The sequence below is a fragment of the Sphingobium sp. Cam5-1 genome (assembly GCF_015693305.1).
Lineage (GTDB): Bacteria > Pseudomonadota > Alphaproteobacteria > Sphingomonadales > Sphingomonadaceae > Sphingobium.
Genome location: NZ_CP065140.1, coordinates 207,606 through 220,012, shown reverse-complemented (window position 1 = coordinate 220,012; position 12,407 = coordinate 207,606). Strand labels below are relative to the sequence as shown.

Sequence of the window (12,407 nt, the reverse complement as noted above, 5' to 3'; positions counted from 1 at the left end):
GGAGCGTCTGTGCCATGTTTGACTTGCCATTGCCACCGCAGACGCGGCGGAAATCTCCTACGGGGGTACGAGCTCAGGATTCCAATTTTGCGATGAAGCGCGATTGCCCAGCGAATGTTTGAACAGACTGCAGGCACGCAAGGTTCGGCAAAGCCGGAACTCACCGCATCGAACGCGCCTCCATGGTCACTCACCGTCAGGAGCGACCGCCACCGCTCCCCCACTGGAGGGTAGGCCGTCACCATCAGGAGTCAGCATAGGCCATGGCGCATAGACCGATTGCCGGGGCGCGGGCATCGGCCCGGCAGATCTCCCCGCTGGCCCACGAGCCACAGGATCAGCAATGCACTCGCTCCCTCGGGGCAAGCCGGCCGCGAGCGATGAGAGAAGGCAATCACGTTCCGCAAATTTGCGGGGCGTCAGGCTCATTTCCAATGAGAAGGAAAGCAGCAGAAGATCAGAATGGCTTTTGGCCAGGCCATTTTTTTGCGCTCTCGGCGGACGAGCCGTCAATTGCCCAAATGGGCCGTTGTGCTTGGGACAGCCGCAACAAAGGGGGACAGTGATCGATTCACCAATGACGGCCGCAAGGTCCAACGACGGTCAAATCGACTGTTCAAAAAGCCTCAGCGCCGCAGCCCATCTCTCATTCAGCTGCAACCATATAATTTCGCCGCGGGCCCCTCATGCTTACACGATGACGGGAGGTCCAACCCAGCTTCAGGCGCGATGGGCGCCATCGGCGTTCCCAGCTGCGATACTGATCCACGGCATCGGCGGCCTTCATCAATCGGCGGCCGACCAACCTGGCCAGATCAGATGTCACGAAAAACTGATGCGCGCGGCCAGAGCCTCCTTCAGTATCTGAAATCTCGATCCTTATGGCGACCAGCGATGATGCGGGGGCGACAAATGAGCGGCTCACAGCCTCCGCCACAATCGATCCGCTTTCTGTGACTTCCCAATCGACGTCAGCCATCCGCGCCTCTTTTCCGATTCGTATATGAATGCTATGAAATAGAGGATAGGATCATCTTTCAATCCTTTACAACAGGATATGATTGCTCCGACTGCTTATGGTTCTTCACCATTTATCAGCCAAGGCGTCTCATGTTGAATGCAAAAGAGCTGGTCAGACAATATGGAGCGCACGCTCCGCCCTATGTGGAGCAGCTGATCGCCCTCGCCTTGTCCCGGCACGATGACGTGGGAGCGCTTGAATTGTTCTCGATTCTGGAGGAGGTGGAAGAGACGCTGAGACCTGGCTGGCACCCTGCTGCCCGCTGAAAATGGGAACCATCCCGCTATTCCTGGTCACAAGAACCACGGCTTGTCCTCATGAACCGCACAAGGCGGAAGCATGAAGTCAGCCCAAATATGCGCTCGCATCGCGGCTCAAGTTCAAGGCCGGCATCTTGCTGATCAAATCTGCCGGCTTTGCCTGCCCCTGGTGCCTGGAGCAGGGATGGGTTGCGATCCGATCGCGTCGGATTAGCTTTTGCCCCAGCGCATCGCGCGCAGAAGTGGGAACCCGCTTTTGCGCAGAAGCGATGCGACAACCAAGAATTAGAGCGTGCGTCCTGCGCCTGATTCAACGCATGCTCTACGCGGCACCGCGGACGGATGTCCGATCAGGAATATATTTGCTTCATTTGAGCGCTTCCCTTGTCCGCCGTCCGAGACGAAAATTGCTTGGGGCCCGCTCCGATGAATGGAGAGGAAGATCTGCGCAGACAAATCCGGCGATGAAAGCCCTTCGCTGTCCATCATTATGCTCGATCACGCCTACAAGCGCACGAATTATCGCTTTTAGATCGCTGTTATTCATGACTGCCGCGTAGAAAATTATCATATGATAGCAAGGGAACGGACATTCTCTCTTCCCGGTCTTTATTCCTGCGCCATCGGCAGAGACTGAGATGATGACGACCAATTGCCACGCCTGTTTCGGCCTGCGCATGAACGCAGCAGGACATGCATCATGCACAAGCCGGGCCAGCGCGACGAACGAGCCTCAAGCCTTGCCGGCCTGGGCTGTCAAGGCGAGCATCCGGCGGGCGACTTCGCGCCAAAGTTCCACGCCGCCCATCTCCCCCTGCATCGCCAGGGCCCCGATACGCTCAGCGACCCGCAATGGGGCCTTGTCGCCATGGTGACGAAGCAGCGTGGCCGCCATCCCCCAGAGCTCCTGATCGCGTGTCATGCCCGTTCGATACGGTCGACCGCCAGAATGTCGAATCCGTTTCTCGTGCCCGTCACTTTCACCCGCATACCCAGCAGATGCCTGTATCGCCTCCGGATTTCCAGCCGCCACTCGCCACCATCGGGCATGCGCAAAATGGGAAAGGTTCCATTTTCCAGCAAAATGCCAACAAGGTCTATCGCATGGGCCGATGCATCATTCACATCCTATGCCGTCACCGTCGCGGTCCAGGTGGCGTCCATAACCCGGATCGCCAGCCCCGACAGGGGCCGCGCCAGCAGCGCGCGCTGAGGCACAGTTGGGAAATGCCCCTCCACCACCGGCCAGAGCCTGGCGGCGGGTCGCTACGGATTCTCCGCGATGGCAGTGATAGCCGCCGGTTCTGCGGTCATTATGGCAACCCTGCGCGTTCAATCCACCCGGATGGGCCGAGACCAACGATGCAGGCAAGGCAATCAGGTTCGCGAGGATGAGGCTGGTCCGCATGACGATCAGAATGCCCGCTGGACCGTGGCGGGATCAAAAGGCTGGCAGATCCCTGCATAATCGCCGGATTTTCCGCTGAGGCTGACATGGCCGCGAATGCGGTCGATCCGCAGCTTGGGGGAGTTGAAAACATTGACCTGCACGGTGCCGGTTATTTCATCCTGGCCCTTGACGACATCCCTGATCTCGAACCAGCCGTCTTTTCCCCCGCGGATTTTCGGCAACATGGCGCGAGGCATCCTTATCTGACCTGTCCCGTCGTCCGCCAGCTCGATATTGACCTGATCGTCAAAAGGAACGTCGCGGGTGCCGATCACCTGCCCCCAGGCCGATGCGCCGTTGCTGGCCCAAGCGGAACCGGAACTGCTGGTGATCCTGTTGGCCGAGCCATTGCCCAGGCAAACGAGATGGAGCGGAGCGGCAGCGGCGCCTGTCGCAACCGTCAACCCAAGCGTGAACGCGGCAAGCTTCAAAATCATCCTCCATGTCCCTCGCGAATGATATCGATGAATGAGGTAAATGCGAACCGTAACAAAATATTGAAGATGGGACCCCTGTTTGCGAAATGAGCAGGATGGCTCAAGCGATAGGAGCGGAGCAGTCCGTCCGCAGAGCAGCATTCCCCTGCCGCGCACCGCCTTCGTACCTGCTTTTGGATCCGGTCACGACAGGCCGTAAAGTGCCCCGCCCACCTATGCTCGCAGCGCCTGCCGCAGACCCTGGCCCTGATGCGCAAGGATGGCGGGCACGCCGTCAGCGGGGATGGCCGGCGAATAGAGAAACCCTTGTCCCAGGTCGCATCCTGCATTCATCAGATAGGCTTCCTGGGCAGCGGTTTCGATGCCTTCGGCAACGATTTCGAGGCCGAGCGAGCGGCCCATGCCGATGATCGCCGAGGCAATGACCTCCGCATCCCTCCCGCGACCGACCTGCCGGACGAACGAGCGATCGACCTTGAGGGCGTCGACAGGAAAGCGATTGAGGCACGACAGCGAGCCATAGCCAGTCCCGAAGTCATCGAGCGCAATCCGTATCCCGCAGTCGCTCAGTCGCTGCAGCGCCTCTTGCACCTGGTCCGAACCACGGCCCAGAAAGACCTGCTCGGTGACCTCAATCTGCAGACATTGCGGCGGGAGGCTTCTAGACACCAAATGAGCGCGTATCGTCTCTGCAAAGGCCGGTCGGCGCAGGTCGATGCCGCTCACGTTGAACGCCACATGGCCAAAGGGCACGCCTGCCCCCGCCCACCGTTCAATATCGTCCAGAATTCGCGCCAGCATGCGATCGCTCAACATGGCGCCCAGGGTCGGATCCTCAAATGCGGCCACAAGCGCCTCGGCGCTTCGTATCGTTCCTGCCTTGTCCCGCCAGCGGAGCAAGGCTTCAAAGCCCACGGTCCTGCCGTCGTACAGCGACACCTTGGGTTGATAATAGGGAAGGACCGCGTCGCGCTGCAGCGCGTCCCGGGCAGATGCGATCATCGCCCTGGGCTTTTCCGCTTCAATCAGCATCGCAGGCGAAAAGATCTTGATCTGGCCGCGGCCGTCCGTCTTGGCCGCGTACAGGGCGACGTCCGCAGCCTTCAATATGTCGGAACGTTTCCGTCCATCGCGCGGGACAAGGCTCGCCCCGATGCTTACACCGCATTCGACCAGCAGTCCTCGATGGCGCATCGGCGCCTCCAGCTGCCCGTAAATCCGCCGGGCAGTCTCCATCACGTCCGCTTCGCAGGCGGCGGCGATGACAAGCGTGAATTCGTCGCCGCCCGTTCTTGCCACCAGATCGTCTGCGCGGAGGGTCGCGCGCAATCTCTGCGCTACCGTGCACAGCAACGCGTCGCCGCAATCATGTCCGAAGCTGTCGTTGATGGTCTTGAAATTATCGACATCGACGATCAGCAACGCTGCGCCGGCCGATGCCTCGCCACGATCGAGAATTTTGTCCAGCCGGTCCTGCAATATGGTGCGGTTTGGCAGTCCCGTCAGCGCGTCATGCCGGGCCATCCAGATCGCCCGTTCCTCCGACACCTTCTGGTCGCTGATATCGCGCGCGACGACGACAAAGCCTTTCAATGCGGCTGCGGTCCGGTTGATGACAATATCAAACCAGGCGCTCGAACCGGAAGGACGGGTCAACTCGACAACCAGATTGGCAGGATCGGACCGGGCCCGCTCAAGCACCGCCTCAGCCCGCGCCCGGTCGCCTGCGGGAAGCATGAACAACCATGGCTCGCCATAGGCCACATCCTCTCCAAACAACTCCCGGCCCGGCGGGTTGGAAAAGATCAGTCGATGCGCCTCATCAAGGAGAAAGGTAGGCTCGGGACTCGATTGCAGAATGGTGCGATTGAGCGACTGGCTGCGCTCGAGTTCGCTCAAGGCGACCATCCGGGACACGAGCATCTTGTGAAGGCCGAACGACGCGATAAAGATGGTCCATGTAAAGACCGGAAGCTGAAGGCTGATGACCGTCAGGACCGGTTCGGACACGAGCAACCCCGCGATCGCGCAGGGGGCTACCGTCGCGCAGACCATCAAGACAGCCAGCCTGGGCGTGCCGAAGTTCCTCAGGCATATCCCGCAGATCATCGCCGCCGCGGACAGGCACGCAATCGTTGCAAGTATCCAGTCGCCATTCAGGAGGCAAAGGAAGGTGCCAACGCCCACGGATGCGGACCAGGCGCAGGAAAGCAGCGCCGCAGCATGACGCGGCGGCTTCCGTTCCGCCTGAATCGCCTTCCGGCCCCGCACCAGACAGGTCAGGCGCATCACGCCCAGAACGGCTTCGAAAAGGACCCAGCCCGTGAAAACCGGGGTGGGATGGCGCCAGGCTGCGATGGCCGCGACCAACAGCGTGTTGAATACCCCGCCCATGAATATGGGCACGGAGGTGAACAGGCCGTTCTTCAGCTCGGCGGCAAGCGGAGGGGGAGGATCGAGTGGCGAGCCAAGCAGCCAGCTGACCAATTGTCCAGAATTCCGACCCATTTTTAGCGCTTTTTTCCACCCCGACCCGTCCGCTCCGCCTCCTCCGCTAAGGGAAAATCATTAACGATTCGCTCGAGCCTTCCCACGAGCCTGACCCGGCCAAGTGTCGGACTCGGGACGCGGTTAATTGCGATTGCTTGAAAAGGGCAGCGTCGTAGCCGCAGAACACATCCTTCTGCTTGTAAGCATCTGGCCGATCTCGACACGCGCCCACCGGACCGCCTCGCCCGTCCGACCGTCATAGTCGGCGGCCGATTACCGCTCTTCGTTCATTACGGCTTCAAGATAGGCCGCAACATCTTTCTGTCTCCAGACAGTCGGCGCTGTCATAGCGGGTGAACGTCTGCCCGGTCATCTGGCAGGCTCCTTGACTTAATCCCCGGTTGCAACGCTGGGCGGCCATTGTCGCCGTGCATGAAGGACACGCAAGATTCGCACGGCTTCTCCGGCCACATCATAAACCAGTATGTAGTTATGATGGGCGATCAGTTCGCGAGTTCCCGGCATCCTCCCCGGCCTTCCTAAGCCGGGGTAATCTACAAGGCGGCGCGCCTTATCGGCAAACTGGTCATCCAGCGCGATTGCAGCGATGGGGTTGTCCTGTGCTATGTATTCGCGAATGTGTTTCCGGTCGAGGCTTGCCGGGACAGTCCAAACCAGTCTCACGCCTCGCCTGCCATCCTGCGCCGGGTTGCTGCACGCCATGCCGCTGCTTCGGCTTCGACTTCATTACCGGGGATCAGATGACCGGCATTTGCCGCGTCCAATCCGATTTGAACCTCTTGCCGGAACCATGCGTCATGTGCCGCCACTTCCTGCTGGCGTTCGACATACTGGCGCATGAAGTCGCGGAGAAGCTGCGCGCCGGTGCGATCCTTGGCCTTGGCGGCTTGGGCAAACTCGCTTTTTAATGCTTCATCAACCCGAAAGGTGAATGTCGCTTCTGTCATGGGCTTCGCTCCATGTGTTACATGATTAGTGCATAATAACACACGGACGCTAGCACAGCAACAAGGTTGGGAGCCTGTTGATTGCCGCTGAGAGGTGATCTAGGCAGGACACAATTTCCACTGAGAAATGACCCATGTTGAGCTCACCCCTGACTTTGGGAGCGAGGGGTCATGGAGTGTTGGACATGGCATTATTGAGAGTGATCCGGCGCCGGCATCTACACCGCGTGCCTGCCGCCGCCCTGTCTCCTTTCCTTCCGCGTTGTCCGGTTCAAGCCCGCCCGGCCTGGCGTCGCGGCCCGCCCACCAGCTCGTTGATGCTGGCGGCGAGCGTCTCGAGCTTGTAGGGCTTGCGCAGGATGGGAAATTCGCGCTGATCTTTCGGAACGAACTGCTCGCTGCTGTAGCCGCTGGCAAGGAGCACGGGGAGCCCGTAAACGGCCTTGATGTCCTGCGCCAGCTCAAGACCCGTCCGGCCCGGCATCAATATGTCTGAAAACACCAGGTCAACCGCGTGCCCCTTGAGCAATTCGAGCGCATCTTCCGCGCTGCTCGCCTCGAGCACCTCGCATCCCAGATCCTCGAGCAGTTGCCGCGCAAAACGGCGGACATGGTCGCTATCCTCGACAAGCAGGACATGCAGTCCCTTCGCCAGCACAATATGATCCTGCTCCTGTTTCGCGGCCGGCGGCATCTTGCCTGTGCCAGGCAGACGAATTTCCAGCATCGCGCCCTCACCGGGCGCTGACCGGAACGTCACAGAGCCGCCCGACTGCTCGGCAAAGCCATGGATCTGCGAGAGGCCAAGGCCCGTTCCCTTGCCCACCGGTTTCGTCGTGAAAAAAGGCTCAAAGACGCGCTCGGCCTGCTCGGGCGGGATGCCAGGCCCCGTATCGGCAATCGAGAGGCTCACCATCCCGGGTTCCACGGCACTGAGGTTATTCGTCGCAATTCTGATTTCGCCTCCATCGGGCATCGCGTCCCGGGCATTCAGGACGGCGTTGAGCACCGCTGTCTCCAGGCCTGTCGGGTCGATCTCGACTGGCCATAGCGCGGGAGCAAGGTCAAGCTCCAGCCTATATTGATTGCCAAGCGTGCGCTGGATCATCTCGGCAAGGGCATCGAGACGAACGCTCAGGTCGATGACCTCAGGCTCGAGCGGCTGACGACGGGCAAAGGCCAGAAGTTGAGACGTCAGACTGGTCGCGCGCTCGGACGTCTCCAGCACAGTTTGGAGATAACGGCTGCGCTTCTCCTCGGGCAGATCGGGCCGCCTCAGGAGGAGATCGGCGGTGCCCCGCACCACTGTCATGAGATTGTTGAAGTCGTGCGCGATGCCCCCCGCAAGCTCCCCAAGCGCCTGCAACTTCTGTGACTGCAACAGCGCCTCCTGGGCCTGCCGCAGCTCCTCCTCCTGCTTGCGCTTTTCGCTCGCGTCACGCGTGACCTTGGCAAACCCCCTATGCTCGCCAAGATCGTCGAAGACCGGGCTGATGACGACGTGCGCCCAGAAGCGAGAACCATCCTTGCGCACACGCCATCCCTCGGCCTCGAATTTCCCCCTTTCCAGAGCCTCCTCCAAAGCTGCGGCGGGCACTCCGCGCGAACGGTCCTCCTGCGTGTAGAAGCATGAAAAATGCCGGCCTAGTATCTCCGGGGCGTCGTAACCCTTGATGGCTTTCGCGCCCGCATTCCAGTTGGTGACGGTTCCGTCCGGACCGATCATGTAGATGGCAAATTCGCGGAGCCCTTCGACCAGCAGCCGGAACTGAAGCTCGCTCTCGACAAGCGCCTGTTCACGCCGTTGCCCGGCTGTCACATCGGCCGTGATCAGCACGAAACCGGTGAGATCGCCATGCCTGTTCCAGACCGGATCCATCACGATGTGCGCAAGAAAACCGGGGCCCGCTTTGCAAAGTTGCCAGCCCTGCGTTTCGAAGCGGCCACTGCGCGCAGCTTCAAGAGCATGCTGGGGAACCCCGGCTTCACGCTCTTGGGGTGTAAACAGGACGCTTAAATGTTTTCCTATGATCTCGCTGGCGGCATATCCTCTCGACCGCTCCGCACCGGAGCTCCAGCTCACGACATATCCCTGCGGATCCAGCATGGCTGTCGCCAGTTCGGCGCAGGAACCAAGCGGGCTATCGAACTGTTCGTTCACCTCGGACTGCTTGAAGGTGGGCTTGACCATCCTTGAACCTCGCAAAACCGACTCACCGAAACCCGCCCCTCCCCGTCAATGGAAGACTAAGGAGGATCGATCAAGCGCGGCGGCGTTGTGCGCGAGCCGTGGCGGCGGGTCTTGGCCAGCGGGATCCGATGTTTTTGCCAAAGCGCCTCGCTTGAAAACCATGCATCATCCGGCCCTGCTGACACCGGATGGAGCGCTCCCGCTCCGCATCTGGGCCTGCCGTCGCGCGCGCGCGATCGCTGCCTGCAGTTCGTGCTGACGGAACGGTTTGGTCATGCGCACGATATCGGCCGGCGTCGCATCAAGCCCGTCATAGCCAGAGACGAGGAGAATGGGCACCTGCGGATAAAGATCCGCCACGCGGTGGACCAGATCAAGCCCCGTCATGCCAGGCATGACATGGTCGGTTATGAGAAGCGCCGGCCGCAGCCCCTCCTTCAGCCTGACAAGGCACGCTTCTGCGCTTTCAACCTCGACGACCTTATACCCCTCTTCCCGCAACATTGCAGCGGTGCCCCTTCGCACCAGATTATGATCGTCCACCACGACCGCAATGCCTTCGACCTCCATCGCCACGTTCGCGATTCTGGGAGCCGGCCGCTGGGCCTCCACATCATGGGTAATCGGCAACCAGAGGCTCACCTGGGTGCCTGCCCCGGGTTCGCTGGCGATGCCGATGACGCCCCCAAGCTCCTGCACGACCCCATGCACCATCGACAGGCCCAACCCCGTGCCCGAGCCGTCGCCCTTGGTCGTGAAGAAGGGCTCGAGCGCCATCGTCCTGGTCGCCTCGTCCATGCCCTCGCCCTGATCGGCTACGACCAGCCGGACAAAGCCGTCATCCTTGGCGAAATGGCCTTCCGGGGCCGATGGATAGCTTGCGGAGATGGCGAGAACGCCACCATCGGGCATGGCGTCGCGCGCGTTGACCACAAGGTTGAGGATCGCGATTTCCAGTTGCTGCCGGTCACCCGCGACATGGGGCAGGCCGGGCGGTGCAGCAATATGGAGCTGGATCCGTCCGCCAACGGTGCTCTCGAGCAGCGACTGCATTCCCTTGAGGAGCGACCTGATGTCCATGACGGCATGCGCGAGCGGGCGCCGCCGCGCGAATGCCAGCAGCCTCTGGACAAGCGCACGGGCGCGTTCGACAGCTTCCATCGCCACCTGGGCCGGCGCGAGGGCAGCCTGTCCGGGAGACCCTGTCTGGAGGATAAGATCCAGGCTCGTCATGATCGGTGAAAGCAGGTTATTGAAATCGTGGGCGACATTCCCGGTCAATTGCCCCATCAGCTCGAGCTTCTGAGTCTGCATGAGGCTTTGATGCGCAGCTTCCAGTTCCTTGGTCCGCTCCTCGATGCGTGCTTCAAGATCGCGATTGAGCTCTGCCATTTCAGCGACCAGGCGCCCATGCGCCAGCGCTGTCGAGGCTGCCTGCGCCAGCGCCTCCAGAACGGCCATTTCATGGGCATCGGGATGGCCGATTGAAGCCCAATAAGCGCCCAGGGCCGCGACAGGCTCGCCATCCCCGATGGGAACCATCGCCATGCTCTTGACGAAGGTCGTCCGGTAGGCATCCTGCGGCACGCGCGGATCAAGGGTGATATCGGCGATGGCGGCGGATGTCCTGTTCTGCATCGCCCAGCCCGAAACGCACGTATCTTGCGGAAAGCGCTGACCTTGCCACAGCGGCTCCATCGCATCTTCCGCAAGATAATGACATGCATCGCCCTCACGCAGCACGATCGCAATGCCATCGGCATTCGCCGCGGCGCGGGCCGATTGCCGCAGGATTGCCACGATATCCCCCAGATCCCGCGCGGCCGCCAGCCTGGCCATTGCGGCGGCGGCCTGTGACCATCGCTCCGCCAGCATTACAGCGTTTAATGAGTCTCCATCATCTCCAAGGTCGCCGCATTGCGTGTTGGTGTTCTGCATGATCTACCTATGTTTCTTATTGGCCCCAATTGCCGTTCGGTCATGCCACCCTCCGTTTTTCTTCTGTCATTTTCTGTTTTTCAAACAAAGCGTTCCTGATGCTTTTCCAAGCAGTCCAGGCTCATCCCGTCGCAAGATCGCCAAGGGGGCCTGCCATAGCCCGGGCCATCGAGGCTCATCCTTTCGTCATGAGCAAGGACCACGAACACGTCCCATGTGGCGGGCGCGTGGCCTGGCTGGCCATTGGGTTTGCGGTCTTCATCCTTCCGATCTTGCGGGGCGCGCGGGCAATCGCTCAGCGCAGCCCAAGGCCCGCCATATCCGCCGCTTCTCCAGGATGACCCGGCGCATCATGCCAGGGCACCGCCGGCCTTCGAGAAGGCGCGAAACCGATCCTGGAAATTTCTCAGCGCCATGATGGCTCGCGCATCGGCCGAAACGCCGAGCGCGCGCGTCGGCGAGGGGCGTCCGAAATGATAGCCCTGGAACCAGTCGATCCCGATTCCGCGCGCCAATTCTGCCTGATCCGCCGTTTCAACGCCCTCCACCACGACCTGCGGCGCCAGCGCCCGCGCCAGTCCGACAAGATGCCGGAAGGTCGCATGGCCCTTCTCGTTTTGGCCCGCCTGCTGGACGAAGCTGCCATCGATCTTGATGATATCAGCGCATAGCGCTCCATATTGGATGATCGATCCCCGACCGGCGCCAAAGTCATCAATGGCCACCTGGCAGCCCAGATGTTGCATGAACGATACAAATTCAGCGGCCTCATCAAGGGAGGCGAAGTCGGCCGTCTCGGTGATCTCGATCACCAGGCGGCGGGCCAGCTCGGGCTCGCGCTCCAGACGTGATCTAAGCTCACGCCAGCCGGCATCCCTGCCATAACGGTGGAGTGAGGCGCTCCTCGCGGAAATGTTCACCCCCATGCGGACGTCGTCGTCCGTCTCGAGCTGGTCAAGAGCGCGAGATACCAGCCGGCGATCAAGCTCAGGGGCGAGACCCACGCGTTCGGCAGCCCTGATATTGGCCTCGCAGGAGAACAGCGCCCCATCCTCGTCCGAGACGCGCAGCAATCCCTCGAAATACAGCAAGGGCGCCCTGTCTGCAGGGGAAACGATCGCCTGCCAGACAAGCATCGCTTCGCCACGGTCGATTTTCTGAAGCAGCTCCGCTGCCCGGCTCATATCTTCGCGATAGCGAAACAGGTGCCAGGGCTGTTGGATCTTGACAGAACTGCTGTCCAGCTGCCGATAGGCACCGGCCTTGGCGGAATCGATGTCGCCATGTTCCCGGTCCAGCGCCGCGCCGCCGATTTCCGGCACGACATAGAAGCATCCGCTCTCCGAGACGATCGGATGCGACAGCATATTGCAGGCAAGGCGATGGATCAGATGGTCGGGGCGCCCCTCCCCTGCCTCCCATTCGATGACAGCCTCGATGACGCCTGCCGACTCGAGTTCCGTGACGAAGGGTCGGCGTGCAATCCGGTGCATCTCCAACCGGAGACGCTCGAAAGCTTCCTTCCGCGCCGCAAGCCCGAAACTCAACTCAATTTCCTGCAGATTGGCTATCGATGCGACCAGGAGGAACGCTGACGGAAGCGGGCCGCTGTCATCAGGGCAGATCGGCGAAATATCCAGTGCTCCCACCTC

General features: G+C 61.0%; 11 protein-coding genes. 1 reads left to right on the top strand and 10 read right to left on the bottom strand.

What is annotated here, in order from left to right:
- Positions 1-1,110 precede the first annotated feature (1,110 nt).
- Entirely contained in the window at positions 1,111-1,287 is a 177-nt protein-coding gene (locus tag IZV00_RS19650; RefSeq protein WP_196227552.1) for a hypothetical protein, read from the top strand.
- A 727-nt stretch (positions 1,288-2,014) separates the two neighbouring features.
- On the opposite strand, the gene IZV00_RS19645 is transcribed toward IZV00_RS19650, so the two are convergent.
- The 10 genes from IZV00_RS19645 to IZV00_RS19600 all read right to left on the bottom strand — a co-directional run bounded on the left by IZV00_RS19645 (position 2,015) and on the right by IZV00_RS19600 (position 12,404).
- Positions 2,015-2,203, bottom strand: coding sequence for a DUF6961 family protein (locus IZV00_RS19645; RefSeq protein WP_196227551.1), 189 nt, complete (start codon positions 2,201-2,203; stop codon positions 2,015-2,017).
- Positions 2,200-2,406 (bottom strand): DUF5818 domain-containing protein, encoded by a 207-nt coding sequence (locus tag IZV00_RS19640; protein WP_196227720.1) that lies wholly within the window; start codon positions 2,404-2,406, stop codon positions 2,200-2,202. The genes IZV00_RS19645 and IZV00_RS19640 overlap by 4 nt, the downstream gene beginning before the upstream one ends.
- Positions 2,399-2,689 (bottom strand): excalibur calcium-binding domain-containing protein, encoded by a 291-nt coding sequence (locus tag IZV00_RS19635; protein ID WP_196227550.1) that lies wholly within the window; start codon positions 2,687-2,689, stop codon positions 2,399-2,401. Before IZV00_RS19635 ends, IZV00_RS19640 begins: the two co-directional genes overlap by 8 nt.
- Positions 2,690-2,694: 5 nt before the next feature.
- The gene (locus tag IZV00_RS19630) at positions 2,695-3,168 is read right to left on the bottom strand and encodes a hypothetical protein (RefSeq protein ID WP_196227549.1); all 474 of its coding nucleotides are present in this window, start codon (positions 3,166-3,168) and stop codon (positions 2,695-2,697) included.
- Between the two features lie 213 nt (positions 3,169-3,381).
- Positions 3,382-5,676, bottom strand: a complete 2,295-nt coding sequence (locus tag IZV00_RS19625; protein WP_196227548.1) for a putative bifunctional diguanylate cyclase/phosphodiesterase — start codon at positions 5,674-5,676, stop codon at positions 3,382-3,384.
- A 372-nt stretch (positions 5,677-6,048) separates the two neighbouring features.
- Positions 6,049-6,381 carry a type II toxin-antitoxin system RelE/ParE family toxin gene (locus IZV00_RS19620; RefSeq protein ID WP_196227547.1) on the bottom strand — a complete coding sequence of 111 codons (333 nt, stop codon included), beginning with the start codon at positions 6,379-6,381 and terminating at the stop codon, positions 6,049-6,051.
- Positions 6,339-6,626 (bottom strand): CopG family ribbon-helix-helix protein, encoded by a 288-nt coding sequence (locus tag IZV00_RS19615; RefSeq protein ID WP_048574873.1) that lies wholly within the window; start codon positions 6,624-6,626, stop codon positions 6,339-6,341. The genes IZV00_RS19620 and IZV00_RS19615 overlap by 43 nt, the downstream gene beginning before the upstream one ends.
- Before the next feature lie 271 nt (positions 6,627-6,897).
- Entirely contained in the window at positions 6,898-8,817 is a 1,920-nt protein-coding gene (locus IZV00_RS19610; RefSeq protein ID WP_196227546.1) for a hybrid sensor histidine kinase/response regulator, read from the bottom strand.
- A 165-nt stretch (positions 8,818-8,982) separates the two neighbouring features.
- The gene (locus tag IZV00_RS19605; protein ID WP_230463499.1) at positions 8,983-10,656 is read right to left on the bottom strand and encodes an ATP-binding protein; all 1,674 of its coding nucleotides are present in this window, start codon (positions 10,654-10,656) and stop codon (positions 8,983-8,985) included.
- A 449-nt stretch (positions 10,657-11,105) separates the two neighbouring features.
- Complete coding sequence (locus IZV00_RS19600) at positions 11,106-12,404, bottom strand: EAL domain-containing protein (protein WP_196227545.1); 1,299 nt, start codon at positions 12,402-12,404, stop codon at positions 11,106-11,108.
- Between the last annotated feature and the right edge of the window lie 3 nt (positions 12,405-12,407).

What these genes read in the sequence shown, in the direction of transcription:
- IZV00_RS19610 (WP_196227546.1), bottom strand. Translation starts at nt 8,817, where the DNA reads ATGGTCAAGCCCACCTTCAAGCAGTCCGAGGTGAACGAACAGTTCGAT.
- IZV00_RS19650 (WP_196227552.1), top strand. Translation starts at nt 1,111, where the DNA reads ATGTTGAATGCAAAAGAGCTGGTCAGACAATATGGAGCGCACGCTCCG.
- IZV00_RS19635 (WP_196227550.1), bottom strand. Translation starts at nt 2,689, where the DNA reads ATGCGGACCAGCCTCATCCTCGCGAACCTGATTGCCTTGCCTGCATCG.
- IZV00_RS19645 (WP_196227551.1), bottom strand. Translation starts at nt 2,203, where the DNA reads ATGACACGCGATCAGGAGCTCTGGGGGATGGCGGCCACGCTGCTTCGT.
- IZV00_RS19615 (WP_048574873.1), bottom strand. Translation starts at nt 6,626, where the DNA reads ATGACAGAAGCGACATTCACCTTTCGGGTTGATGAAGCATTAAAAAGC.
- IZV00_RS19605 (WP_230463499.1), bottom strand. Translation starts at nt 10,656, where the DNA reads ATGGCCAGGCTGGCGGCCGCGCGGGATCTGGGGGATATCGTGGCAATC.
- IZV00_RS19620 (WP_196227547.1), bottom strand. Translation starts at nt 6,381, where the DNA reads ATGGCGTGCAGCAACCCGGCGCAGGATGGCAGGCGAGGCGTGAGACTG.
- IZV00_RS19625 (WP_196227548.1), bottom strand. Translation starts at nt 5,676, where the DNA reads ATGGGTCGGAATTCTGGACAATTGGTCAGCTGGCTGCTTGGCTCGCCA.
- IZV00_RS19630 (WP_196227549.1), bottom strand. Translation starts at nt 3,168, where the DNA reads ATGATTTTGAAGCTTGCCGCGTTCACGCTTGGGTTGACGGTTGCGACA.